This window comes from Alcaligenes sp. DN25 (assembly GCF_023674485.1).
Taxonomy (GTDB): Bacteria; Pseudomonadota; Gammaproteobacteria; order Burkholderiales; family Burkholderiaceae_B; genus Alcaligenes; species Alcaligenes phenolicus.
Window position 1 is genome coordinate 557,057 of sequence record NZ_CP098408.1, and the last position, 25,170, is coordinate 582,226.

General features: G+C 55.9%; 24 protein-coding genes and 1 pseudogene. 14 read left to right on the forward strand and 11 right to left on the reverse strand.

What is annotated here, in order from left to right; genetic code table 11:
* Window positions 1-10 precede the first annotated feature (10 nt).
* Complete coding sequence (locus NBV64_RS02550) at window positions 11-1,240, forward strand: muropeptide transporter (protein ID WP_250756632.1); 1,230 nt, start codon at window positions 11-13, stop codon at window positions 1,238-1,240.
* Between the two features lie 8 nt (window positions 1,241-1,248).
* Window positions 1,249-1,866 carry a trimeric intracellular cation channel family protein gene (locus NBV64_RS02555; RefSeq protein WP_009462658.1) on the forward strand — a complete coding sequence of 206 codons (618 nt, stop codon included), beginning with the start codon at window positions 1,249-1,251 and terminating at the stop codon, window positions 1,864-1,866.
* Between the two features lie 20 nt (window positions 1,867-1,886).
* Here NBV64_RS02555 and NBV64_RS02560 read toward each other — a convergent pair whose 3' ends face one another.
* From NBV64_RS02560 to NBV64_RS02575, 4 genes are all read right to left on the reverse strand, one after another.
* The gene (locus NBV64_RS02560) at window positions 1,887-2,621 is read right to left on the reverse strand and encodes an LrgB family protein (protein WP_021447054.1); all 735 of its coding nucleotides are present in this window, start codon (window positions 2,619-2,621) and stop codon (window positions 1,887-1,889) included.
* The gene (locus NBV64_RS02565; RefSeq protein WP_009462654.1) at window positions 2,621-2,971 is read right to left on the reverse strand and encodes a CidA/LrgA family protein; all 351 of its coding nucleotides are present in this window, start codon (window positions 2,969-2,971) and stop codon (window positions 2,621-2,623) included. Before NBV64_RS02565 ends, NBV64_RS02560 begins: the two co-directional genes overlap by 1 nt.
* A gap of 144 nt (window positions 2,972-3,115) precedes the next feature.
* On the reverse strand, window positions 3,116-3,613 hold the full coding sequence (locus NBV64_RS02570; RefSeq protein ID WP_009462652.1) for a RidA family protein: 498 nt from the start codon (window positions 3,611-3,613) through the stop codon (window positions 3,116-3,118).
* 92 nt (window positions 3,614-3,705) lie between these two features.
* Window positions 3,706-4,083, reverse strand: a complete 378-nt coding sequence (locus NBV64_RS02575; protein WP_009462650.1) for a RidA family protein — start codon at window positions 4,081-4,083, stop codon at window positions 3,706-3,708.
* A 117-nt stretch (window positions 4,084-4,200) separates the two neighbouring features.
* Between NBV64_RS02575 and NBV64_RS02580 the strand changes: the two genes are divergently transcribed.
* From NBV64_RS02580 to NBV64_RS02610, 8 genes and pseudogenes are all read left to right on the forward strand, one after another.
* Window positions 4,201-5,076 carry an ATP adenylyltransferase family protein gene (locus NBV64_RS02580; protein ID WP_009462648.1) on the forward strand — a complete coding sequence of 292 codons (876 nt, stop codon included), beginning with the start codon at window positions 4,201-4,203 and terminating at the stop codon, window positions 5,074-5,076.
* Between the two features lie 332 nt (window positions 5,077-5,408).
* Window positions 5,409-6,188 carry a response regulator transcription factor gene (locus NBV64_RS02585; RefSeq protein ID WP_250756633.1) on the forward strand — a complete coding sequence of 260 codons (780 nt, stop codon included), beginning with the start codon at window positions 5,409-5,411 and terminating at the stop codon, window positions 6,186-6,188.
* Between the two features lie 278 nt (window positions 6,189-6,466).
* Window positions 6,467-6,589, forward strand: a pseudogene (locus tag NBV64_RS19105) (ESPR domain-containing protein); the annotation flags it as partial.
* Between the two features lie 108 nt (window positions 6,590-6,697).
* The gene (locus tag NBV64_RS02590; protein WP_250756634.1) at window positions 6,698-12,115 is read left to right on the forward strand and encodes a YadA-like family protein; all 5,418 of its coding nucleotides are present in this window, start codon (window positions 6,698-6,700) and stop codon (window positions 12,113-12,115) included.
* 107 nt (window positions 12,116-12,222) lie between these two features.
* Window positions 12,223-12,792 carry a SecDF P1 head subdomain-containing protein gene (locus tag NBV64_RS02595; RefSeq protein ID WP_152978318.1) on the forward strand — a complete coding sequence of 190 codons (570 nt, stop codon included), beginning with the start codon at window positions 12,223-12,225 and terminating at the stop codon, window positions 12,790-12,792.
* Window positions 12,793-12,834: 42 nt separating this feature from the next.
* Window positions 12,835-13,632 carry a winged helix-turn-helix domain-containing protein gene (locus NBV64_RS02600; RefSeq protein ID WP_250756635.1) on the forward strand — a complete coding sequence of 266 codons (798 nt, stop codon included), beginning with the start codon at window positions 12,835-12,837 and terminating at the stop codon, window positions 13,630-13,632.
* Between the two features lie 527 nt (window positions 13,633-14,159).
* Window positions 14,160-15,863 carry a sodium:solute symporter family protein gene (locus NBV64_RS02605; RefSeq protein WP_021447052.1) on the forward strand — a complete coding sequence of 568 codons (1,704 nt, stop codon included), beginning with the start codon at window positions 14,160-14,162 and terminating at the stop codon, window positions 15,861-15,863.
* A gap of 33 nt (window positions 15,864-15,896) precedes the next feature.
* Window positions 15,897-16,019 carry a putative transporter small subunit gene (locus NBV64_RS02610; protein ID WP_009462638.1) on the forward strand — a complete coding sequence of 41 codons (123 nt, stop codon included), beginning with the start codon at window positions 15,897-15,899 and terminating at the stop codon, window positions 16,017-16,019.
* Window positions 16,020-16,236: 217 nt separating this feature from the next.
* Here the strand turns inward: NBV64_RS02610 and NBV64_RS02615 are convergent, their stop codons facing one another.
* From NBV64_RS02615 to NBV64_RS02625, 3 genes are all read right to left on the reverse strand, one after another.
* Complete coding sequence (locus NBV64_RS02615) at window positions 16,237-16,896, reverse strand: LysE family translocator (RefSeq protein WP_021447051.1); 660 nt, start codon at window positions 16,894-16,896, stop codon at window positions 16,237-16,239.
* Window position 16,897: 1 nt separating this feature from the next.
* The gene (locus tag NBV64_RS02620; RefSeq protein ID WP_009462634.1) at window positions 16,898-17,632 is read right to left on the reverse strand and encodes a 2OG-Fe(II)-dependent halogenase WelO5 family protein; all 735 of its coding nucleotides are present in this window, start codon (window positions 17,630-17,632) and stop codon (window positions 16,898-16,900) included.
* Window positions 17,633-17,757: 125 nt separating this feature from the next.
* Window positions 17,758-18,393, reverse strand: coding sequence for an alanyl-tRNA editing protein (locus tag NBV64_RS02625; RefSeq protein ID WP_250756636.1), 636 nt, complete (start codon window positions 18,391-18,393; stop codon window positions 17,758-17,760).
* 86 nt (window positions 18,394-18,479) lie between these two features.
* Between NBV64_RS02625 and NBV64_RS02630 the strand changes: the two genes are divergently transcribed.
* Window positions 18,480-19,421 (forward strand): LysR family transcriptional regulator, encoded by a 942-nt coding sequence (locus NBV64_RS02630; protein WP_051359130.1) that lies wholly within the window; start codon window positions 18,480-18,482, stop codon window positions 19,419-19,421.
* Here the strand turns inward: NBV64_RS02630 and NBV64_RS02635 are convergent.
* Both NBV64_RS02635 and NBV64_RS02640 read right to left on the reverse strand, forming a co-directional pair.
* Window positions 19,418-19,942 carry a carboxymuconolactone decarboxylase family protein gene (locus NBV64_RS02635; RefSeq protein WP_026484105.1) on the reverse strand — a complete coding sequence of 175 codons (525 nt, stop codon included), beginning with the start codon at window positions 19,940-19,942 and terminating at the stop codon, window positions 19,418-19,420. The two genes, NBV64_RS02630 and NBV64_RS02635, sit on opposite strands and share 4 nt — an antisense overlap.
* 103 nt (window positions 19,943-20,045) lie before the next feature.
* A complete protein-coding gene (locus NBV64_RS02640; RefSeq protein ID WP_022983376.1) occupies window positions 20,046-21,371 on the reverse strand; it encodes an aspartate aminotransferase family protein in 1,326 nt (441 codons plus the stop codon).
* A 155-nt stretch (window positions 21,372-21,526) separates the two neighbouring features.
* Here NBV64_RS02640 and NBV64_RS02645 point away from each other — a divergent pair, with 155 nt between their 5' ends.
* Entirely contained in the window at window positions 21,527-22,414 is an 888-nt protein-coding gene (locus NBV64_RS02645) for a MurR/RpiR family transcriptional regulator (RefSeq protein WP_235484291.1), read from the forward strand.
* A 5-nt stretch (window positions 22,415-22,419) separates the two neighbouring features.
* Complete coding sequence (locus tag NBV64_RS02650; RefSeq protein ID WP_009462624.1) at window positions 22,420-23,457, forward strand: C45 family autoproteolytic acyltransferase/hydrolase; 1,038 nt, start codon at window positions 22,420-22,422, stop codon at window positions 23,455-23,457.
* A gap of 62 nt (window positions 23,458-23,519) precedes the next feature.
* Here the strand turns inward: NBV64_RS02650 and NBV64_RS02655 are convergent, their stop codons facing one another.
* Both NBV64_RS02655 and NBV64_RS02660 read right to left on the reverse strand, forming a co-directional pair.
* Window positions 23,520-24,083 carry a cob(I)yrinic acid a,c-diamide adenosyltransferase gene (locus NBV64_RS02655; RefSeq protein ID WP_250756637.1) on the reverse strand — a complete coding sequence of 188 codons (564 nt, stop codon included), beginning with the start codon at window positions 24,081-24,083 and terminating at the stop codon, window positions 23,520-23,522.
* Between the two features lie 9 nt (window positions 24,084-24,092).
* Window positions 24,093-24,617 carry a GNAT family N-acetyltransferase gene (locus tag NBV64_RS02660; protein WP_009462620.1) on the reverse strand — a complete coding sequence of 175 codons (525 nt, stop codon included), beginning with the start codon at window positions 24,615-24,617 and terminating at the stop codon, window positions 24,093-24,095.
* Between the two features lie 111 nt (window positions 24,618-24,728).
* Here NBV64_RS02660 and NBV64_RS02665 point away from each other — a divergent pair, with 111 nt between their 5' ends.
* Entirely contained in the window at window positions 24,729-25,034 is a 306-nt protein-coding gene (locus tag NBV64_RS02665) for a copper-binding protein (protein WP_009462618.1), read from the forward strand.
* The last annotated feature ends 136 nt before the right edge of the window (window positions 25,035-25,170 follow it).

Consider the following 25,170-nt stretch of genomic DNA (forward strand, 5'->3'; position numbering starts at 1 on the left):
AAGGCCTGACGTGTCACGTGTCTATACCAGTCCCCGAGTCTTGCCTTTGCTGATTCTGGGGTTCGCCAGCGGCCTGCCTCTGGCCCTGGTTTCAGGCACCTTGCAGGCCTGGGCAACAGTTGAAAATGTTTCACTGACCGAGATTGGTTTTCTGACCCTGGTCGGCTCGGCCTACACGCTGAAGTTTCTCTGGGCTCCCCTGATTGATCGCTACGCGCCGCCGTTCATGGGGCGCAGGCGCGGCTGGATTCTTGTCACTCAACTGCTGCTGGCCGCCTCCATTGCGGCCATGGGCCTGTTTTCTCCCTCGGTGAATTTGACCGCACTGGCCTTGCTGGCCGTGTGGGTGGCCTTCTTGTCGGCCACGCAGGACATTGCCTTCGATGCTTATTGCACGGATGTGCTGCAAGCACATGAGCGAGCGGCGGGGGCGGCGGTCAAAGTCATGGGCTATCGCATTGCCATGATTGTGTCCGGCGGCCTGGCCCTGATTCTGGCGGACCGCTGGCTGGGCTGGTCCAACACGTATTTTCTGATGGGTGCCTTCATGGCGCTGTGCGCGCTGGTGACCTTGATTTCACCCGACCCGCAGGAACAAAGCCGTCCACCGCGCAGTTTGTCAGAAGCTGTGATCGCGCCTTTGGCAGATTTTTTCTCGCGTCCAGGTGCCTGGAGCGTTCTGGTGCTGATTGTGCTCTACAAGTTGGGTGATGCTTTTGCAGGTGCCTTGTCCACCACTTTTCTGATTCGTGCAGCTGGCTTTACCTTGTCCGAGGTCGGCACCATCAACAAGGTGTTTGGCTTGGCTGCTACCGTGGTCGGAGCCTTGATGGGCGGGGCGATCATGGCTCGTCTGGGCTTGTATCGTGCCTTGATGATTTTTGGTGTTTTGCAGGCCGTCTCCAACCTGGGTTACTGGCTGATTGCGATTGAAACTTCGCCATCCATGTGGCTGATGGGGATTGTGGTCGGTCTGGAAAACCTGTGTGGTGGCCTGGGCACAGCGGCTTTTGTCGCTTTGCTGATGGCTTTGTGTAATCGGACCTATTCCGCCACTCAATTTGCGCTGCTGTCGGCCCTGTCGGCAGTGGGGCGTACCTATCTGGCCGGGCCTCTGACGCCTGTGCTGGTCGAATCCCTGGGTTGGCCAGGCTTTTTTATTTGTACCGTCTTTATTGCTGTGCCTGGCTTGCTGATGCTGCGTTGTTATCGGGGTCTTATTCAACAGCTTGATGCGTAAAAAATATCATGCTCTTACTTGTTCTCTACATTATCGCCATCACTGCAGAGGCCATGACCGCAGCGCTGGCCGCGGGCCGTCGTGACATGGATTGGGTGGGGGTCTGTACCATCGCCTGTGTCACCGCTCTGGGCGGTGGCTCGGTGCGGGATGTGCTTTTAGGGCATTACCCGCTGACTTGGGTACAGCATCCTGAATACCTCTGGATCACGGCAGGGGCGGCCATTCTTACGGCTTTGATCGCTCCGATCATGCGGCGTTTGCACAGCCTGTTCCTGCTGCTCGATGCCATGGGACTGGTGGTCTTTACCGTGATTGGCTGTCAGATCGCGCTGGAAATGAAGCTGCCCATTACGGTGGTGCTGCTAAGCGGCATGATTACCGGTTGTGCCGGTGGCGTCTTGCGCGACATCTTGTGTAATGACATCCCCTTGCTGCTACGCAAGGAGATGTATGCCAGCGTATCCATGCTGACCGGCGCTTTGTATCTGGGTGCCCAGCATCTGGACTGGCACCCGTATGTGACCCTGCTGGGTCCCATGATTATCGGCTTGAGTTTCCGTATGCTGGCTCTGCACCGCAATTGGCAGATGCCCCGCTTCGTCTATCGAGACGAGTGGCGCTAGAGCCAGCCTGTCTTGCCGGGTCAGGCCACGCCTAACCAGCGCAGGACTATAGGAACAAAAGGAACCAGCACGGCAGTCATGATCCCGTTCAGGCTCAGGCCAATGGCGGAAAATGCCCCAATCGTTTCGTGAACCTGCAAGGCACGTGCCGTACCAATGGCATGTGCCGTTACACCCACCGCAAAGCCCCGAGCCTCGGGGCGATCAATACGCAGCAAGTTCAACAGCGGGCGCGCCATGATCGTGCCCGCAATCCCGGTAATGGCAACCGCCACAGCAGCCAAGGAAGGCTGACCGTCAAATTGTTCTGCCAGGGCCATGGCAATCGGCATGGTGGCCGAGCGTGGGGCAACCGACATGATGGTTTCAATTGATCCGCCCAAAGCCCAGGCAATCAGGACCGTGCTGAAAATAGCGGTAACCGAGCCAATGATCAGGGCAATGGTCAGCGGCTTCCAGATCTTGCGCAGCTGACGCAGTTGACTGTAGAGCGGTACAGCCAGGGCGACGGTTGCCGGTCCAATCAGGAAGTGAATGAACTTGGCCCCTTCAAAGTAAACGGGGTAAGGCGTGCGGGTCAGCAAGAGCAGGGCCACAATCACAACGACCGAGACCAGAATCGGCAACAAAAAGGGGCTACTGCCCGACTGGCGGTACATCCAGACCGAGCCTGCGTAGACCGAGCAGGTCAAGGTCAGCCACAGCAGGGGCGAGCTGGATAAAAAGACCCAGATTTGAAAAAGTCCGTCCGTCATTATTCTTCTTCCTGACGATTCTTAAGCAGACGATTGAGCACCAGGGCTGTGACCACCATGGTGATGACGGTGCCGCCCAGGGTGGCGATCAAAAAGGGCTGCCATTCCTCGGCCACCCGATCAAAATACAACATCACGCCAGTGACAGCGGGGATGAACAGCAGCATCAGGTTCTGCAACATGACACTGGCCGTGCTCTCCAAAGAGCTGGGCACGCCGCCTCGAATCAGCAAGGCGGCAGTCAGAAGCAGCATGCCGGCCAAAGGGCCTGGCAATGGCAAGGACAAGGTCTGCACCAGGATCTCGCCTAATAGCTGAAAGGCGAAAAGGGCAGTAATCGCGTAGATCATGAGAGTTTCCGTAAAGGCACGAAAACGCCAGGCGGCAAGCCTGGCGTAGGTAAGGGGTCTGGCTAAGGGGTTAGTGTGCCATACAAGATAGCCAGGCTGTAAGCGTGCTGCTTATATCGAATTGCCTATAGTAAGTGGCCTGCATCAATGCTTGGCGGGGCTGTTTTGCGCACCCACCCAGGCCTGAACCTCGATTTCCACATCCACACCACCCGCCAGTTTGGCTTGTACCAGAGAGCGGGCCGGGAAGTTGCTGCCCAGGCGTTCTTTATAGATTTTGTTGAATTGCTCGTACAAGGCAATATCAGATAAATAGACCGTGGCTTTGATGACATGGCTGAAGTCGGCACCTGCCAGCTTCAGGGTCTCTTCAATCCGGTCCAGCGTGGCATTGGTTTGATCTTCAATGCTGCCGCGTATGATTTCGCCTTTTTCATTCAGCGGGATTTGTCCCGACAGGAATAGAAAGTCCCCGGCCTGCACGGCGCGGGAAAAAGGCATGTCCGAGTCGCCCAGATAGCGTTTGATCGCAGTCGGTTCTGCGGTTTTGCCCGTGTTGGCGGCATAGGCGAGGTTGCTGGCGCCAAGACCTAAGGCAGAACAAGCCAGCAAAATGTGACGGGCCGAAGCAAAAAAACGCATCAGGATTCTCCTTGGACTAGGGGAATTCAGTGTGCCATAGCCAGGGCCAGGCAGCGTTAATTTGTGTGACGGCCCGTCGGCCTGAAGGCTGCTTAGGCGCGATCGCCCAGCCAGGCCTGCACTTCGATTTCTACGTCTACGTTTTTGGCCAGCTTGGCTTCAACCAGCGAGCGGGTAGGCAGGGTGTCGCCAAAGCGCTCGGCGTAGACTTTGTTGAAGTCGGCAAACAAGGCCATGTCGGATAACCAGACAGTGGCTTTGACTACATCGGCCAGGGTGGCGTCAGCCAGAGCCAGGCCTTCGATCAGGCGATCAAAGACGGCGTGGGTCTGGTCCTGGATGGAACCGCGCACCACTTCACCTTGGGCGTCGTAAGGAATCTGGCCGGACAAGAACAGAAAGCCGCCAGCCATGGTGGCACGCGAGAAGGGTAGTGGCAGTGGGCTGGCAATACGGCGGATACCGGACATGGAATACTCCTGATAGGGATGGTGGAAAATTCGGACTAGGCAGCAATGCGCGTTTATTCGCGTCTCTTGCCTACAATAAGGCGTCACTATACAACTTCAAATGAGGAGCGAGACGACGTGAGCAAGGAAATTTTGCAACGCCTGGACCAACTGAGCCAGGCCGCGCTGGCCAGCGGTGATTTGTTGCCCGTGCAAGCTCAGGAAGAGCTGCTGCACGATCAGGGACTGACATTTTTTGTGCGTTGGGTATCCACTCTGGCGGCCAAGGATGCCGCCAGCGTCTCGATTCCAGGTGGACCACGTGACCCCAACTTCAATCCCTTTTTGCCACCTGCTCCGGCACTGACAGTGGATGACGCCAGTAGTACGCACAATATCGTGCTGAACAAGTTTGCCGTCTGTGATCTGCATCTGGTGCTGGCCGACAAGGTGTTTTCCGAACAGCTCAGCCCGTTGCGCGAGATTGATTTCCGAATTCTGGCGGATTTCCTGGCCGTGCAAGGCGGTCTGGGCTTTTATAACGGCGGTGGCCCGGCTGGGGCCAGTCAGCGTCATAAACATACACAATGGATTCCGCAGGCGGCTAGCAACGGCTCGCTGGCCCTGTATCTGGACAAGCTCCCTGCCCAGGCTGCGGCAGGCAGTGCGCATCAACATCCCGCGCTGGCTTTTGAACACTGTTTTGTGCGGTTGCAGGATGCGCAGGAGCCGGATGTCTTGACAGCCAGTCTTTTGAGTTCGTACCGAAATGCCTGCAATGAGTTGGGATTGGAAACGGCAGAAGATGGCTTGCTGCCGCCACATAATATGTTGGCAGGCCAGGGGTGGATGCTGGTGGTGCCTCGCAGCGTGGAGTTAGTTGACGGTATTTCGGTCAATGCACTGTCGTATGCAGGCTGCATTTATGTGCGTACCCCCGAGCAAATAGATCTGGTCCGCCAAATTGGCCCACTGGGTGTGCTGGCTCGTGCAGGCTATGCTCGCCGCGCCTGATTCTTGGGTTTGACCCAGCTGGACACGATGAACCCCGCTACAGCGGGGTTTTTATTTGGATTTTCCGTAGCTTTATGAATCTATATTTACTCTTTGGAAACAAAAATAAAATATGGATGTTTAATGCAGGTTTAATTTCTATTCGTTGCGGTTTGCTAAGCAATTAATGGGTGTTTAAAGAAAGAAATTGAAATAGTGTAACTTTTGTTTTTGGAAATTAAGTAAATAGGGGGTTTAAGAAAAATAGCTCATTTATAAGCAAGTCTTCTTGATTATTAGAATTTGTTCTAATTTGGAGTAATACGGCCTGTCTGATCTTGGGTGGATAGCTTATGCACGTCTCGTCTGAAGCTCATATTCTATTTATTGCTCCGGAACCGGCCGGTGTTGCAGACTTGCTGGTTTTATTACGCACTAATTTTGGTCGAATCAGTTTTGCGCTGGATGCGCAACAAGGTCTGGCTCGATGCCAGTCTCTGCGGCCTGATTTCATCTTGAGTGAATATCATCTACCTCGCTTGCGCGGGGATTCTTTCATGCGTCTGTTGCGCGCCAACCCGCAGACGGCGGCTATCCCTGTCGTATTTCTGTCGGCCTTGTCGTGTGCTGACAGCCAGTTGATGGCGTTGCGCAGTGGTGCTCGTGACTTCATCGATTATCGAACGAATGTGCAGTTGGTACTGGAACGGATTCGTTTGCATCTGAGTTTGAAGGAGATGCCTCAAGCGGGTGGTTCTCATGATTCCCCTTCTAGCCTGGAGGCTTGTCATGGGCTGCAGGTGCGCCATCATTTGGTGCAGGCTGTGCAGCAGTACGTGCTTCACAATCTGTCTGAGCCCCTGAGCACAGAGAGTCTGGCCGACTTGTTCGGGACGACGGGCAGACGCCTGAATGAGCTTTTCAAGACAAGCTGCGGCTTGACTGTGCATGATTACGTGCGTTCCAGCCGGATGAGATATGCCATGCATTTGCTCAGGGGCACGGATATAGCTGTCACGAACGTGGCGGTTGAGGCCGGTTATGTGAACCCTGCCAATTTTGCTACTGCCTTCAGGCAGTACAGCGGCTTGTCACCCTCAGTCTACAGGCAGCAGAACAGAACTAATATTTAGAGCTAAATTTAAATTGATGATTCAATGAAAGCTCATGTTTTGCAATAATTCAAACGGCTAACGTAAGAATTCAAAAGTAATTATTAAAAGTTGGTAAGAGAATAAAAAATATCCGAATAGGTGTAAGGGTTCGGTAAGACTTTTCTGAGTAATAAATTTCAATTTATCGCCATAACGAGGTGAGGGGCTGTGCTGTGCCTTGAAACTTTGTTACGCCAGTGCGAGGAATGAGCTCAGGGGGGCAGACATGACTAATTACTTTTGTAAGCGAACAGATCATGAACAGAATCTATAAGTCGGTTTGGAACGAGCGGACAGCAACCTTTGTGGCTGTTGCGGAAAATACCAAAACCTGCGGTAAGCGCAGCAGCGCAGGGTGCAGTGCATCGCCAGCTTTTGCAGGCTTGCGACCGGTCCTGCAGTTGCGCTCAGTTGTTCTGTCTTTACTGCTCCTGGGTGGACTTTCCTCTCCTGTTACCGCCCAGATAACAGACGGTTGGGAGCTTAGCGTGGATGGGGCCACTCCCTTCCATGTTATTCCGGGTGGGGCGTTCGTCCTGAGTTCGGGCAGTAATATGGTCTTGACCCAGACAGGTCAGGCCGTCTCTGTTGCATTGAGCTCTGACCTTAACGTGGACTCTGTCACGGCCACTGGCGCAATCAAAGGGGCGAGTGGGGAATTCACTGGGCAGTTAAGCGCGGGCTCAGCCGTCTTGCAAGGCGGATTACAGGCAAGCTCTGCGGCTATTACCAATACTGTGACGGCTGGTAATGTGAACACCGGTGGTTTGACAGTTGCAGGCAACAGTAGCTTGCACGGGGTGAATGTAAATAACAACAAAATCACTGGCTTGGCGGATGCGACAGTCAGCGCTGCCAGCACGGAGGCAGTGTCTGGCAAGGTTTTGTATGGTGCGTTGAACTCGGGCGATGGAATGAAATATTTCCATAGTAAGTCAACCAAGGCCGATTCAGTGGCCAGTGCAGCGGATGCGCTGGCTATCGGTCCGCAGGCTTTAGCCTCCGGTGAGGCAGCTCTGGCGGCGGGGCTGCAGTCCCAGGCTGCGGGCAAGGAATCGGTTTCCCTGGGTGCTCGTGCTGGAGTCGACAACACGGTTGTCAATGGGGTGATGATTGGCAGTGATGCCGGGATACAGAGCAAAGGCAATGGCTTGGTTGCTTTGGGTAACAAGGCGGGCCAGCGGCTGGAAGGTAACAATAATGTAGCAATTGGTAATGCGGCGGCCAGCTTGGTCGATCCTCTGGAAGTCGACAACACGGTTGCGGTTGGTAATCAAGCCCAGGCCAAGGCAACTGGAGCTATTGCGGTGGGCAATAGCGCGAATGTAGGTTTGTTGGCGACCAATGCAATTGCATTGGGGCACAACTCCACCGTTGCGCAGGATGCTGCCGGGGCAACGGCGGTGGGTTCAGGAGCAAGGGTTTGGGGCGTCGCTGGTACCGCAATGGGCACTGGTGCAAGTAGTTCCGGGACAGGATCCACAGCGATTGGTAACGTGGCCGAGGCATCCGGTAGTGCTGCTTTTGCCGGGGGGAGTGGCTCCAAGGCATTCGGTAGTAATTCGGTGGCAGTAGGCGCAGGGGCGATGAGTAACACCACTTCAGGTGTGTCTATTGGAGAAGGCGCCGGCTCGAATGCGGGTACACCGGTGATTGGCAACCGCTTCGGTCAGGTGGCTGTAGGGGGGCTGGCAGGGCAGGGAGTATATGGTGGTTATAACGTCGCTCTTGGCTACAAATCAGGTAGTGATATCACGGGCGACGATACGGTTTCTATTGGACGGGAGGCGGGCAACAAGCTTACTGGCGACCGTACGGTCAGCATTGGCTACGGTGCCAATAATCTGCCCGGTCAAACGGGTTCAGGCAGCCCGGTTGCCCCACCCGTGAAAGCGGCACATGCAGTCTCCATTGGTGAGCGGTCTCGTTCAGGTGCAGATGGCTCTATTGCATTGGGTTCCATGGCTACCGTCGTTGATTACGATATTGGCGGCATTGCGATTGGTAATCAGGCATTGGTTTATGCGGGTACTTCAACCAATGCGGCTGCAGGTGGAATTGCGTTGGGCGATCAGGCTCATGTCACGCATGCCAATAGCGTTGCAATTGGTGCCAATTCGAGGTCCGTCCAGACAGTGGGAGCGGGTTACGGTTCCGCATCTGGGGCATTGTTACCTTCATCCAGTGTGTCAATTGGCACGGTAGGAGGGGAGCGTCGCTTAAGCAATTTGGCTGCTGGCCGTTTGGATACGGATGCAGTCAATGTCAGTCAGCTCAAGCTGCTCCATGGGGATTTAACGGCCATTGTGGGTGGCAACTTGAAATGGGACGCAAACGGGCAGATGACTGGCCCGGCATTTATTATTAAAGACGAAAACGGGAATGATCATACCTATACCTCTATCGGGTCCGCATTTGAGGCCATGCGCACGGGGGTAGCAGGAGCGATTTCGGGACTGTCTGCTGTCACCTACTCCAATGCCGATCGCAGCTTGATTGATCTTGACAGTTCGACAGGAGCACCTGTGCGAATTTCCAATTTGGCCGCAGGGATAGCTGCAGGTGATGCTGTCAACAAAGGACAGTTGGAAGAACTGGAGTCAACGCTGATTGCGAGCCGCCAGCGCTATGTCAGTGTTAACTCCTCCAATAACCCCAATGAAAATAATAACGGTGCCACTGGTGCTGATGCGATAGCCATTGGGGCTGTGGCTCGTGGTTCCGGAACAGGGGCAACGGCGATTGGCTTGAATTCATCAGCGGGTGGGTTGACACAGGCAAATCTGACCACCGCTATTGGTTCACATACCGAGGCCTCGGGCTTGGGGGCTACCGCCTTGGGCACCTCTGCCACGGCAGCGTCCGAGAGCTCCATTGCCCTTGGTCAGGAGTCGCGGGTATCGGATACGTCGAATTACGCGGTGGCCATTGGCTACAAAGCAGAGGTGATGGGTGATGCGCTGGCGCACGCCAAAGGAGCTGTGGCAATTGGGGAGCAGGCTCGAGTTACCCAGGAAGGGGGGATTGCTTTTGGACGCAATGCCTACGATCAAGCGATAGATGGCATCTCGATTGGTACCAGTTCCAGTGTTGCTCGGGGAGCAACGCAGAGCGTGGCGCTGGGCAGTGGCTCCTCGGCCTCGGGCAGCCAGTCCGTGGCGCTGGGCCATCAGGCTTTTGTGGCAGGCAGTGGCTCCCTGGCCTTGGGGCAAGGCAGCAAGACCCGTGCCAGCAATGCTGTGGGTGCCGGTTCGGATGTCGAGGCTGATGGTCGCCGTTCCATTGCTGTGGGTGACAAGGCCAAAGCCGGCTGGATCGAAGAAAAAACAGGTCCCAATGGCTTGATCGAATACATCATGCACGGTGAAGGGGCGATGAGCGTGGGCGCAGGCTCCAACGCCAAGGAAGATGGTGGCTTGGCCCTGGGCTTCAAGGCCATTTCCGAAGGCCTGGATGCCTCGGCTCTGGGGACTAATGCCCAGGCTTTGGCGGCCGGATCCCAGGTCTGGGGTAAGGATACGCGCGCTTCTGCCGAGAAGTCGCTGGCGATGGGGCAGGGCGCGATTGCCAATGAGACGGCAATTCAGGGTATGGCTCTGGGTGCGGGTGCAACCGTGTCGGCAGCCGGTGCAGTGGCGCTGGGGGCGGGGGCCACAACGAATGCGGCTTACACGTCCTCGACTGCGCGTTATACAGGCACGGTTACCCAGGAAGCCAGGCAGGGTGTGGTATCGATCGGTAATGGTTCAGAAAAACGCCGTATCACCAATCTGGCCGGTGGTCAGGATCTGACTGATGCGGTCAACGTTGCTCAGTTGATCAAGCTGGACCAGGATCTGACGGCCCTGGGGACCAACTACAGCGGCAATAACTTCAGTAGCGGCAACAGCAATACGACGATTCACAAGAATCTGGGGCAACGCCTGGAGATTCTGGGTGGGGCGACGACTGCGGGTAATTACAGCGGTGCCAATCTGCGCACCCAGGTCCTGAATGGTCAGTTGCAGGTACAGATTGCCGAGACCCCGTTCTTCAAGGGTGCTGATATGGGCAGCCAGAAGATCACCAATGTGGCCAAGGGAACCACAGGTACCGACGCGGTGAATCTGAGCCAGTTGACGGACGCCGAAGGTGGCTTGACGGCCAAGGGCATGGAGTTTGCTGCACAAAGCGGTACAGCCGTACATCGTGATCTGGGCCAGACACTGACCATCAAGGGCAGCAATGCCAATCTGAGTACCTCCACGGTGGGGGGCGATACAGTGCAAGTGGCTCTGAATGATGATCTGACACTGACCAGCGTCACCACAGGTGATACCGAGATGACGACCGCGGGAGTGAAGGTCAAGGGTGCCACGGGCAAACCTGATGTCATTCTGGGCAATACCGGCTTGACGATCGGGCAAGTCAATCTGACCAATGCCGGTCTGACCGCCTTCAATGTGGTGATCAATGACCAGGGCATCAATGCTGGTAATCAGAAGATTACCGGCGTGGCCAAAGGCGTGGCGCCTACTGATGCGGTGAACGTCAGTCAGTTGGAAGGCCGTGATGATGGTTTGACCGCCAAGGGCATGAACTTTGCGGGCAGCACCGGCACGGCAGTGCATCGTGATCTGGGAGAGACGCTGAAGATTGTGGGCAGCAATAGCAATCTGAGCACCAGTGGCGACGGCGGCGATACCTTGAGCATTGCCTTGAATGACGATCTGGACCTCAAGAGTGTGACCGTGAAAGGCACGGGTGGCGCTCCTGATGTAGTCATGAATAATCTGGGCTTTGCTATCGGGACGAACATTGCCTTGAGCACTGCCGGACTGCGCGCTGGCAACGTGATGGTGTCGGCAACGGACAATGACATTACCGGCTTGAGCAACCGTACCCTGACGGGGGCCAACTTTGGCAAGAGCGGTCGTGCCGCCACTGAAGAGCAACTGGATCTGGTGCGGGGCGAAACCCAGAATCTGGGGGATCGTGCTGTCAAGTACGACCTGAATCCGGACCAGTCAGTGAACTATGGCAAGGTCACCATGGCCGGAGCCGAGTCTACTGATGGCGGTCGTACGGGTGGCACGGGCATCACTAATGTGGCGCGTGGTGATATCTCCGCGAACAGTACCGATGCGGTCAATGGCAGCCAGATTCACGATATGGGTGAAAGCATCGCCAGCGGCATGGGTGGGGGTTCGAAGTTCGAGAACGGCAAGCTGGTTACGGAGCTGAACGTAGGCGATAAAACCTACAACAACGTGAACGATGCTTTGGGTGGCTTGAATACCAAGGTAGAGAACGTGACCGAGCTGGCCAGTGCGGGCTGGAACATCCAGACCAATGGCGATACGGCCAGCAATGTGGCCCCCAAGTCTACAGTGCAGTTCCTTAATGGCGACAACATCGAAATCTCGCGCTCCGGTACGGACGTGACAGTAGCCCTGGCGCAGGACATCAAGGTGAACAGTGTGGCGGCCAAGTCCGTCACTACCAATGAAGTGAAGATTGTCGATGGCCCAACCATGAATCAGCAGGGTATCGACATGCACGACAAGACCATCAGCAATCTGGCCGATGGTCAGGCACCGCAAGATGCCGTCAACGTGCGTCAGTTGAACCAGGCGACCTCCAATATCACCAATCAGTTCAACCATCTGGACCGTCGTATCGACAAGGTGGAGAACCGGGCGAGTGCTGGCGTGGCAGCCGCCATGGCAATGGCCGGTTTGCCGCAAGCCTATGTTCCCGGCAAGAGCATGTTCTCCGTTTCTGGCGGTGTATGGCGTGGTGAAAGTGGCTACGCCATGGGTTTGTCCACGGTGACAGACAGCGGCAGTTGGGTCCTGAAGGGCAACGTTGCGGGATCCTCCCGTGGTGATTACGGTGGCTCGGTGGGTGTGGGGTATCAATGGTAAAGGGGTGAGGGATAAGGGTCGCGTGCCTGGGCACGCGGCCCTTTTTTCTGGGCTATGCCCGGTGTCTTGAACGGGGCCGCAGCGGCGGGTCAAAGCGGAGAGTGAATATGGCGACAACGCATAGTCAAACAGGGCAAGCAGTACTGGGCACGGCGATAGGCATGATGCTGTTTTTACTGGCCGGGTGCCAGACCACAGCAGCAGGAGGCGGGGCTGATTTGAGCCCGCCTGCACTGGCAAGCAACTATGAGCGGGAAGGGGCAGATGGAACACGCAGTTTTTTGGCCTCTCAGACACAGCGCTCGGTGCAGGTTCCTCAAGTAGATTTCTACGTGGGAATGCGCCAAGCCTCCCCCGGTCTGGTGCAAGTGCAGGGACCGCAAGGCCCTCTGTGGTTGTATCCGCAAGTTGTTGTGCAACGCAGCGATTTGACGCGTGTGGCGTCCTTGCGGACCGAACAGGGACAGCATCTTGTTCGATTCCAACTGAATTCTTTGGGCGCGCGTAAGTTGGCCGAGATCAGCTCTGGTAATGTGGGAGCCTTGCTGGTTTTGGTCATGGAAGATCAGGTGGCACAAGTCGCCCGAATTGGCGAGCCCTTGAAGCAGGGGGCTATTTATCTATCCATGCCTGACGACGCAGCAGCACAGCGTTTGTTAAGGCAGGTCCAAGGGTAAAAAAACATAAAGTGCCTGATAGGGCCAGCAAGGGTGAGGACTATGACGGTAGAACAGATTTTTCTGTTGTATGACGACAAGGCTGGTTTGCAGCAGATCGCTTTGGAGTCGGAGCAGTGGGGGGGCAGGATCCAGACGGTAGAGACGATGGAGCAGTGTCTGTCTCAGGCACATGCTTGCGGGGCGGAGACGGTGTTTGCTTTGGTGTGTCAGGCAGACAACGTTTTTTTACACATCAATCGTTTGCGTATGGATTTTCCTGCTGCCGGCGTCATCGTTGTGCGGCGCGACAAAATGGCCGGCCTGGAACGTGGACATTTGTTGCTTGCCGGGGCGGACGCCTGCTTCGATCAGGAGGCTTTGCCGGTGGAGGTGGTCGCTTGCGTGCAGGCCTTGCGCCGGCGTGGTTATGCCCTGCAGCGAAGCTTGCGTGATTCTCCTGCAGAGCCGGTCAATGCAGGCAATATCGCTTATAGATCCGAGCAGGAGCCAGATTCCCAGCTTTGGGATTTGATGGAGAATGGCTGGACCATGATCACGCCCAGAGGGCACTCGGTCATGTTGACTCGCGGCGAGCGACGTATTGTCCAGGTTCTCTTTGCTGTCAGCCCCCAAACCGTAGAGCGCGATCGTCTTTTTCCGCTGGAGGACGGGCGGGAGGCAACTGCCCGTTCTGTGGACGTTTTGATCAGTCGCTTGAAACGTAAATTAACCGCCATGGGAGAGGAGCTGCCCATTCGTTCGGTACGCGGGGAAGGCTACGCCTTTGTGGGTAAAGTGCCCGTAGCATGTCAGGAGCTGGCACGCGTGAGCCTTAATAATGATGAGGTCTATGAATGACTCGGAAAGGGCTTGATAGCCCGTTCTCGATGCTGAAACAGCATGATATAGACCCTTAAATTTTAAATATGTATAATTGGTCGCTCTGGTTCATTGAATCAGCTTCTCGAGCAGGCCGTTCAGGTGCGACAAAATTGCATAAAAAAATGACGGCCCGTTCTTCAACAGGTTGTTGCGCAACAACCCGGCTTTAGCCCGAAACACCTTGCCCGGCCCTTGGGTCGCGGAACAACCAGCCGACTGTCTCACACGACATCGGCCTGCAACAGAGCGGCTTGTCTCTGGCCATGTTTATTTGCTGTAAGGCCCGCAGACTCGCCGCAATGTGAGGCACTTTGCGCTGTGTCTTGCTTTTTTCTCGCTTTGGCTTGTGCCAAGGGCGGGGGCGTGTGCGCGCGCGTTCGGTTCAAGTGTTTCGGTTCTGGTCCTGGGATGGGTGTCGCCCAGCGCGTTAATGCGGAATCGGCATGCATGCGAGTGAGCCAGGTGGTGCAAGTGGCTCTCGCGCAGAAGAGAAAAGGAAAGACATGCAAGAGGCGGAGTTTTTTACGCTTTCAACCACGACGGCCATATTGTTATTGGTCGGCTTTTATGGCGCGACGTTCCTGATGTCGCTCATGATTGGTCAAAAGAAAGAAAACGTGGACGGATACATGGTATCCAACAGTGCGGTGGGGTTTGGCCTGTCGGCGGCCAGCATGATTGCCACCTGGGTATGGGCGGCGTCGTTTTATGCAAGCGCGACCTCGGGCTTCAAGTACGGGCTATCCGGCCCTCTGCATTACGGGCTATGGGGAGCCTTGATGATCTTGTTCATCTACCCCTTCGGGCGACGTTTTCGCCAGTTGGCCCCGCAGGCACACACACTGGCCGAGGTGCTGCATGCACGGCACGGCTCGTCCAGCCAGATGATTATGGCGATTTCCAACGTGGTAGGCAGTGGTATCAGCCTGATGGTGAACTTCACCGCGGCAGGTGCGTTGGTCTCGATCCTTAGCCCTCTGACATTTATTCAAGGTGTGCTGATTGCGGGTCTGGGCGTCTTGTCCTATACCCTGTGGTCGGGGTTCCGCGCCTCGGTGATGACGGACTTTGCCCAGCTGGTTGCCATGATTTTGTCGGCCGTGGTCATTATCCCGCTGATTTTCTTTAACGCCGGTGGCCCGGAGATGGTGCAGGCCAACTGGTGGCGTCTGGATTCCGAGCAAGCCAACTTCTATTCCACCAAGGCAATTCTGGAGCAGGGGGCGCCGTATTTTGTGGCGGTGCTGGCTTACGCGATTGGTAACCAAACTATTGCCCAGCGCCTGTTCGCCGTACGCGAGGACCTGATCAAACCCACTTTCCTGACGGCCACCATTGGCTATGGTGCCGTGGTGATTGGTCTGGGCATGTTGGGTTTGCTGGCTCTGTTCACCGGCTTGCAGCCTGTGGATGGAAACATGAACAACATCATCCCGCAGATGGCGTCCACCTACTTGCCGCCATTTGGCATTGCCTTGTTCTTCATCCTGGTGGTGGGCTCCTTGTCTTCCACGGCGGACTCGGACCTGGCTGCACTGTCGGCCATTGTGATGACCGACATCTACGCCAAGAACATTGCACGTGGTCGTCCAAAACCAGCCCGCATGTTGTGGTGGGGCCGTATGACCATGGTGGTTGCCACGATGGTGGGTGTGATCTTCGCCAGCCTGAAGCTGGATATTCTGGTCATGCTGGTGTTTGTGGGTGCGTTGTGGGGCGCGATTGTGTTCCCGGTCATTGTCAGCTTTTACTGGGATCGTGTTACCAACAAAGCCTTTAGCTGGTCGGTGTTGTGTGCCGTCGTGCTGTTTACGATCGTGCGTTTCGAGCTGATTCCTATCGAAGGTGCGGTCGCCGTGTTCTACGAGATTACCGCTTCGATTGGTGGCGGTGTGGTTGCCGGTCTGATGGCTTTTGCCTTCTTCCGCAGCCGTATTGCGATTGCGGTGGGGGTGATTGCCACTGCGATTCTTTTGCCCAACTTCATTGGCTTCTTGCGTGAGTACATTGTTTTGCTGGGTTCCCTGACCGCCTATGGCGTTAGCGCTGTGGTGTGTGTGGCCATCAGCTTGCGTAGTCAGGAACGTTTTGATTTCTCTGTGCTTGCCGAGCGTGTGCAGTCGTTTCACTACGATGACACACCTGCACCGAGCAAGCAGAAAGTTCGGGAGTCGAAACAAGGTGAGCCGGCCTCGGCTCGTGCTTGAGAGTATGAGACAAGACGTTAAAAGGAGAACACTATGCTTATGACGATTTACTTTCTGGTCTGGCCGGTCATGTCGGCCATCATTCTGGTTCTGCTGGTCGGTAACCTGGTACGTGACTGGCGCAACGCCCGCAAGACGGGTGAGTCCATGGTCTAAGGAGTAAAAATCCCCGCCCTGTTTTCAGGGCGGGGATTTTTTTATGATGCGCAGAGCCCAAGCCAAGACCAAAGCGCCGCATAGGTGCCAGACGGTGCTCAGGCCAAGATGGTGAGTACAGGCATGAAGTCAAACCTGTGTGCTGTTTAGCGTCTGATGGTTCTGCTGCGCAGACCTTATCACTCGTAGCCTTGGGGTCCATGGCTTGTTGGCGGGCTTAAAGCAGGATGCGCTGACCGGCATGGATCAGCAGGCGCAGCGAAAACCCCAGCAGTAGAACCCCTGTCACGCGCTCAAACCAGGTCCCCATACGCAGGAATCGCTGACGTACGCGAGGATTGGTAAAGATCAGGCTGACCACAATAAACCAGCCCGCATTAACCAGGCACATCCAGACGCCGTAGAGCATCTGGGTCGTCAAAGGCGTGCTGGCGCTGACCACGGTAGTAAACACGGCCAGAAAGAACAGCGTAGCCTTAGGGTTGGTGGCATTGGTCATGAAGCCCAGCGTCAAGGACTGGCGCACGCTGACAGCAGCGGGTTTGCCATTGTCGGACTCGGCCAGGCTCACTTCCATCGGTGTGCTGGCCTGGCGCAGGAATCCCCAGCCTATATAGAGAAGGTAGGCACCTCCCAATACCTCGGCCACACTCATCAGCCAGGGGGTGGAGTGCAGCAGGGCTCCCACGCCCATCAAGGTATAGATCACATGCACGGAGATTCCGGCGCCAATACCAATGGCAGTGGCAATACCGGCCTGGCGGCCTAGCCGCACACTTTGGCGGATGGTGACAGCAAAATCTGGTCCAGGGGCAATAACGGCCAAAAAATGAATCAAAGCCAGAGTAGCGAACTCTGGCCAATAGGTTTGCAACACGTTAACTCCAGAAGGTCAGCGGCATGGCCGGACCGCGATATCCCACAAAGCAAGACAGGCTCAGGCGCAAATCGCCCTTGCCGGGGGTGACGGCATGCATTTTGCGAGAATTGAAAATAATCAGATCGCCCGGACCGGGGCGTATCTGTACTTCGGGGGTGCCCAACAAATCAGGATGGATGCCATAGCTGTCGCCACGCATTTCATCAAATTCATCCGGGCTCAGTTCGGTTTGCCAGATTTGCAGTTCACCTCCTTGTTCGGGCATTTTCAAATAGACATTGGCGGCCAACTGGCCTTGTAGACTGATGGCCTGGTAATTACCGGGGGCGTCCTTGGCCAAAATGTCGTGATGCGCCAGAAAGCGCACATCGGGTTGCACCACGCGCGACAAACCCACATACATTTTCTTTCCGTACAAGGTCTCCAGTGTGGCTCCGGCAGGCCAGACTTCATCCAGCGTGCAACGCAGCACGTCAATCGGGGACAGGTAGGGGGCGCAGCGGCGGCGCAGTTCGTCGATATTGTCAAAAACCCCCTCGAAATAGGAGGCCATGCGTTCGGGCTGGTTTTCGGCTTCGTAAAAAGCCATGCCAATGCGGCCAATGCTCGGAGCGTTCACATAGCGATCAAAGCCTTTGTCTATGATTTGCTCGCCCAGCTTTTGTGAGGTGGGCGCATCAATGAAGCCGGAGAGGCGGATAGCCAGGAGTTCGCCATTTAGCAGGGACTGCATATGCTCAGTCCGCAATCGTTCGGTCTCTAAATACATATCTCACTTCCCTTGGGGGTTCTAAAAGAATTGTTTTTCTTTTCCGATAATAGCCAAAGCTAATACACTGCCATGGTTTTTATTATTTATTAATTCATCATTTCATAATGAATGCTCAATTCATCTTTTTTGTTTTTTATACGGATTATTTTCAGTCCATTTAATTCGGATGTGTTTTCAACATGTGTGCCGCCGCAGGGGTAGCACCCCAGGCTACCAATTGCAACCTCGCGGAGCCCTTCCTGAAAACTGATGGAAATTGGCTGAGCCAATTGAATCTGTTCAGCACAACGATTGGACAAATCATCCAGAAAGGGGGGCAGAGCATCCTTGGGGTTGCGAAAGACCACCCGTGACTCGCCCCGCCAGTGATGCGCCTTTACGGCCTGCCAGCCTATGCGTTCAACCAGATGGCCGATAAGGTGGCCGGCCGTATGCAGGCGGGCGTGCTCCAGTCGGTGAGCGCGATCAATATGCAGTTCTACGGGCCCCAGGGGCAGGCGCACATGCAGGTAGTGCAGCACGTGGCCGTCGCGGTTTTGAGCCACATGCAGGACCTCGTGCCCATTTATCGTGCCTTTGTCGCAAGGCTGACCTCCGCCTTGGGGATGAAATAAGGTTTTATCCAGCCTGACAGCATAACGCTCATTTTCGGAGTGATAACACTCCAGGATTTCCGCTATGCAGGTAAGACTATTGCTAGTCAAATATAATTTATCTTGCATTTTATTACCTGTAGGTTGGTTTTAAGGCATTGTAGGCATAGTGAGCAGTCCTGATAATTGCAATTCATTGAAATAATTTATTCCCTATGAGCACAAGTAATCTCACTTCCCTGATGAGCGATATGGTGGTTTTTGTCAAAGTGGTGGAGACCGGCAGCTTTTCCGAAGCCTCTCGCCACCTGGGCTATACCCCGTCGGCAGTCAGCCGCTCCATTGCGCGTCTGGAGAAAGGTTTGGGAACGCGGGTATTGCAGCGCACGACGCGTAAATTACGGCTAAGCGACAGTGGCCAGGCGATTTACGAGCATGCCCGTGACATGCTGTCCTGCGCCCAGGCCGCGATGGAGATCTCAGGGCAGTTCCAGACCGAGCCGGAGGGGCAGATACGCTTGAGTGTTCCCAAAGCCGTGGGGCATTTTCTGATTCATCCGCATATGCCGGATTTCCTGGCGGCGCACCCCAAAGTGAATGTGCTGATGAATCTGGATGATCGCTATGCAGACCTGATCGACGATCAGCTGGATCTGGCGATACGCATCACGGATCAGCCGCCGCCCGGTTTGATGGGGCGTCATCTGACGGATATTCGGCATGGCTTGTACGCCAGTCCGGATTATCTGGCCGAACACAGCCTGCCCGTTCATCCTCAGCAGTTGCGCGAACATAGCTGCATCTACCTGGGCGAGGCACCCAGCGATTCACGTTGGCGTTTCAATAAAGGCGGGCGGGTACTGAATGTGTCGGTTAGCGGGCGCTATGCGGCTAACCATACGGGTGTGCGTCTGGATGCGGTAGAGCGCGGCTTGGGGATAGGCAGTTTGCCCTGCTTTGTGGCCAGGGAGCCGGAGCTGGAAGGGCGTATTGTGCGCGTGCTGGCCGATTGGGAGTTCCGCACGCAGTATTGTGGTGCCTTGTGGGCCTTGTATCCGCCCACCCGCCATTTGCCTCCCAAATTGCGTTTGTTTGTGGAGTTTCTGGCGGGGCGCCTGGGAGGTGGCCGGACGGAGGCGCTCAAGGTGCCGTTTTAACGCGAGTCGTCGGAATGAATGTGCAAGGCTTCAAGGAAGCGCGACACCATATTGTAGGTAGCGATGGTGGCGGTCAGCTCAACCGTCAGTTTTTCATCAAAATACTGGCGTACGTCCTGAAAAACAGCGGGCTCCACTTGCACATTCAGAGTCATGGCATCGGTGTAAGCCAGCACAGCACGCTGAATGGGCGTGAAGGCATCGGAGTCTTGCCAGTCGGGCAGGGCATCCAGTTGGGCTTGACTCAGCCCCTCTGCCAGCGCGATAGGGGCATGTTGATCGGCCTCGTAAGGGGCACGGTTCAATAGGGCTACGCGCATGATGACCAGTTCGCGCAGATCGCCTGGCAGGCTGCTGTTGTGGCGTATGCCGGTCAGGTGATTCAGCCAGCCTTTGGCAATGGGTGGGCTGTGCAGCAGCATCTGGTACAGGTGCAAGACGCTGCCGCGCTCTGCAATGATCTGTTCTACCAATGGGGCGGCGTCGGGGGCTTTCAGGTCAGCATAGGGTAGGCGGGCCATGGTTCTCCTTTATGTATAACTAGCGGTGCCTCTTGCGGCTGGCTTGCCGCAGCGCAGTCAGCAGAGCGTTCTGACTGTTTGTTCGACGCTCTGCTCGACGGGTTTATCGGGGCAGGATGTGTTCGATGGTTTGGGTCAGACGTGTCACGATTTCGTGAATGTCGGCCTCGGTGCAGATAAAGGGCGGTGCCAGCAAGATATGGTCGCCGTGAACTCCATCTATCGTGCCACCCATAGGGTAGAGCATCAAACCTTGGGAAAACGCATGCTGCTTGATCTTGGCGTGGGTTTTCAAGCCAGGGTCCAGCGCTTGCTTGCTGGCCTTGTCTTGCACCAGTTCGACTCCGACAAACAGGCCACGACCACGTATATCACCCACATTGGGGTGGCTGTCCAACGCCTGATGCAGCTCCCGGCGCAATTGCTCGCCGCGCTGACGGACGTTTTCCAGCAACTGGTCTTGCTCAATCACTTGTTGCACGGCTAAAGCACCAGCGCAGGCTGTGGCGTGACCCATATAAGTATGGCCGTGCTGAAAAAAGCCCGAGCCATTCAGGATGGCCTGGTAAATCCGGTCACTGGCCAACATTGCACCAATAGGCTGATAGCCCGCCCCCAGACCCTTGGCAATGGCCATGATGTCCGGCACGACTCCGTCCTCTTCGCAGGCAAACAGATAGCCGGTACGCCCCATGCCCGACATGACTTCATCCAGAATCAGCAGCACGCCGTGCTTGTCGCAAACCCGACGGATCTTTTTCCAGTAATCGCCTACTGGCGCCAAGGCACCAGCGGTCGCGCCCACTACAGTCTCGCCGACAAAGGCCGCGACGTTCTGGGGACCCAGGCTTTGAATCATGTCGTCCAGTTCCTGAGCCAGACGGTCGGCATATTGCTCGGCACTTTCATCACTGCCTTGGTCGCGGTAGGGGTAGCAGGGCGAGACATGCTGGGCCGGAGCCAGTAGAGGCAGGAACGGCTTGCGACGCCATTCATTGCCGCCAATGGCCAAAGCCCCCAGCGTATTGCCGTGATAGCTCTGACGGCGTGCGATGAAAATATGACGCTCGGGCTGACCAATCTCCACGAAATATTGCCGTGCCAGCTTCAGGCTGGCTTCTACGGCCTCCGAGCCTCCGGACAGAAAGTACACATGGTCCAGATCACCGGGGGATCGGCTGGTCAAAAAATCTGCCAGGTCCTCGGCGGCCTGGCTGCTGAAAAAGGAGGTGTGGGCGTAGGCAATCTGGTCCAGCTGTTGCTTGATGGCAGCGATCACAACAGGGTGGCTATGGCCCAGGCAGGATACGGCCGCGCCACCGCTGGCGTCTATATAAGCGTTGCCATTGCTGTCCACGATGCGGATACCATCACCTTTGACGGCGCAGGGCAAGGTTTGTTTGGGGTTGCGATGAAAGACATGTGTCATGGCGCAGATCCAGAAAGTAGGCCCGGAAGGATTTTCAACGTATGTTGAATATATAATAATACTTTCAACAAATAAATCATCATTGATTTGTCGGGACAGGTGGATAAAGGCCTCACTGTTGCGCCCAGACTGCATTTGCGCCCGATATATACTTGATGTCCCCTTTTGAAGCGTGTTGGCCCATGAACTCCTTGAGCAATCTGACCGAGCGTATTCAGGCAGTGTTTGCCACCATGTCGCCGCAGTTCCAGCAAAGCGCGCGCTATGTGCTGGATCATGCCGATCAGGTGCCCTTGATGTCCATGCGTCAGTTGGCCGCGCAGGCACAGGTGCAGCCTGCCACCTTGCTGCGCTTTGCCCAGTCTTTGGGCTTTGGCGGTTGGGCAGAGTTCAAGGCTGTGTTTACCCAGGCGCTGCATGGCCAGGGTGCACGGCGTTATGCCGATCAGGCCCGGGCGGTGGTACGCAATCGAAATAAAGAAGATCGCCTGGCGCAGACGCTGACAGCACAAATGGATACTCTGGCGCTGCTGCGCGAGGTGAATGAAGCACGCTTGCCACAGGCTGTGGAATTGCTGAACAAGGCCAAGCGGGTTTTTGTGGCCGGGTTCAGAGCCTCTTTTGCACCCGCTTTTTCCTTTCATTATCAGTACCGTCTGTTCCGGCCCTCGATTGGCTTGTTGCGTGGCGAGTCCGGTACTCTGGATATGGATCTGCGGGCGCTGCAAAAAGGGGATGTGCTGGTCTTGTTCGGTTTTGCACCGTATTCCCAGGAAGCCGTGCTGGCCCATGCAGCGGCCCGACAGGCAGATGCACAAATCCTGGCGATTTGCGACAGCTTGCTTGCCCCTATTGCGCAGCAGGCAGATGCCACATTATTGTTTGGAACCGACAGTCCGTCTTTTTTTCCTTCTCTGGTTGCTGCACAGGCACTGGTGGAGGTCTTGCTGGAACAGGTTCTGGCCAAGGCGGGCAGTCGTGCTGTTAGCGGTATTGAGTTGGTTGAAAATCAATTGCACCAGTCCGGTGCTTACTGGAAATAGACGCAATGGCTAAGTTGTCCTATCTGGAGTTAAGTGGTGGTCCCAAAGAAATTGGCCATTCTTTGGGACGTTTCGGAGCCCCCGCCGTGCATGCCTACTTGCTGAACTCAGCAGCATGGCAAGGCATCATGCAATCGAAGGGGACGGCTGTAGCCGGTCAGCTGGCTCAGTACACCGAGCGTTATTTCCCCCGAATATGGACCGAGCTCCAGGGCCTGGCATTGGGTCTGGAGCTCCCCTTTGAGGATGTTTTCTTGTGGAATTGCCGGGGCGACTTGTGGGCCATGGCTCCCGATGGTTGCACCACCGTGCAAATGCCCGCCCAGGGCGAGCCTCGTCTGGTGCATAACGAAGATGGTGATCCAGGTTTTGCCGGTTACTGCGGGGTGGCCAAATTCATCCCCGACAGCGGCATGTCCTTTGTCTCTTTTCTTTACCCTGCTTCCTTGCCGGGCCATAGCTTTGCAGTGACCCAGGCCGGTTTGGCCATGACGGTGAATAATGTGCGGGCTCGGCATGTGGCCCCAGGGGTGCCGCGCATGGTCCTGACCCGCGCCATGCTGGATCAGCCTGATCTGGATCAGGCAGTAGGGATCTTGCAGGATCACCCACGTTCCGGCGCTTTCCATTTGAGCCTGGCGCAGCGTGGCGATCCACGCTTGCTGAGCGTGGAGTTCAGTGCCGAGGCCGTTTCTGTGCAGACCATTGAGCAAAACCATCTGCACGCCAACCATGCGGTACATCCGTCCATGAAAGGCTTTGAGCAGCGTATTACCCGGTCGTCAGAGCTGCGGCAGGAGCGTGGGGATCAATTGTTGGCACAAGCCGGTGCTGCGCTTGATCCTTTGACCGTCCTGGCGGATCAGCACCATGCGGAATTTCCGATCTGGCGCTGTGACCCAGCGGACAGTGATGCGGAAAACACCCTGGCTACTGTGGATATTCAGGTGGGCAGCCAGTCCTTGAAGTGGCAGGTCTATGAGGACCCCACGGACGAGCCTGTGCTGAGGTTTGCGGATACCACTCGCATTGATCTGGCCTGAAAAGGAATAGGGCTCTGCTAAAGCAGGGCCCTATTCTTATAGTCGCAGTCGCGATGGGGCGATCAGCCCTTGCCAGGCTCGTTGCGCTTGGGCTCCCACAGCACGTCAGAGCGGCCTGCATGGCGGTTCAAGGTACGCGCCAGCACAAACAACAAATCCGACAGGCGGTTCAGATACAAGCGCGGGCCTTCTTGCGGCAAGGATTCTGAGGGCACCGCCACGACGCTACGTTCTGCACGACGCGCCACACAACGCAGTACATGTGCTTGTGCGGCTGCGGGGCTGCCACCGGGCAAAATGAACTCTTTGAGTATGCCCAAGGGCTCGTTGTAGTGACGAATCGCTTGGTCCAGACGTTCTACATGGACGCTGCCTATGACCTGATGGCCAGGGATGCACAGCTCGGCCCCCATATCGAACAAGTCGTGCTGAATGTCGGACAGCAGGACATCAACATCCTCGGGCAGTGCCATGCTGCGCAAGACGCCGATATAGCTGTTCAGTTCATCCACGTCGCCCAGGGCATGAATCAGGGGGGCAGTCTTGGGCAGGCGGCTGCCATCGCCCAGGCCCGTTGTGCCATCGTCGCCGGTGCGGGTGCTGATAATGGAAAGTCGTGTGGACATGAAGAAGCCTTATGTTTCGGCAGGAGTAGGGGTGCCTTGAGCCAAATTGACCAGGGCATCGCCAGTGACGCGTACCACGCGCCAGTCTTCCAGCACTTGGGCCCCCTGATACTTGTAGAAGTCGATTGCGTTCTGGTTCCAGTCCAGTACTACCCACTCCAGGCGGCCACAGCCTTGGGACACGGCCATTTGAGCCAGATGGCGCAGGGCAGCAGCGCCCAGACCGTGCTTGCGGTGAGCCGGGTCTATATACAAATCCTCCAGATAGATGCCGCGGCGATCCAGGAAACTGGAGTAGTTGTAAAACCACATAATGTAAGAAATTGGTGCGTCGGGCTGATCCTCAGGAGTAATCACCAGGCAGTAGGCACTGGGCTCGTCGGAGAAGAAACTGTTGCGCAGAGACTCAACGCTGGCCTTGAAAATATGCTCCAGTTTCTCAAAGGCGGCCATATCGCGCATCAGGCCCAAAATGGCCGGAAGGTCTGCGGGGGTGGCTGGACGCAGCACATACCCTTTAATAAATTCGCTCATGCTTTTGCAAAGGTTTAGCGTTATGCTTGATCGGAAACAGACGCCTCAGGCGTCCGAAAGTAGGCATTATGAGCTAATTGTCTGGCTCTGCCCAATTTGCAGGAGTGAAAAATGACGTGGACGAAACGAAGCGCAGCCTTGGCGTTGGGAACTTTGGGTGTGGTAGCTGGCTCGGCATATGTCGTGGTCGCCCAGGCTCAGGAAGCCAGTGCGTCGGGTGAAGTGCGCCGACTGGATGCCGAGGCCGGCAAAATTACCATCAAGCATGGTGAGATCAGCGACCTGGAACTGCCCGCCATGACATTGGTGTACAAAATTGATCCCGCCTTGCTGGCCAACATCAAACCGGGTGACAAGGTAAAGTTCACTGCCAAACGTGACGGTGGTGATTACGTGGTCACCAAGATCAGCAAATAAGCCTGTTTGAGTGGGTTGATAAAAGCCGGGTTCGCCCGGTTTTTTCATCTCCGACGCAGGAGAAACACTGGTGTGGGTTCGTGGTCGAGATGACAGGGTGATGTGATGACCATCGCGTTTACGTTGACAGGGTAGA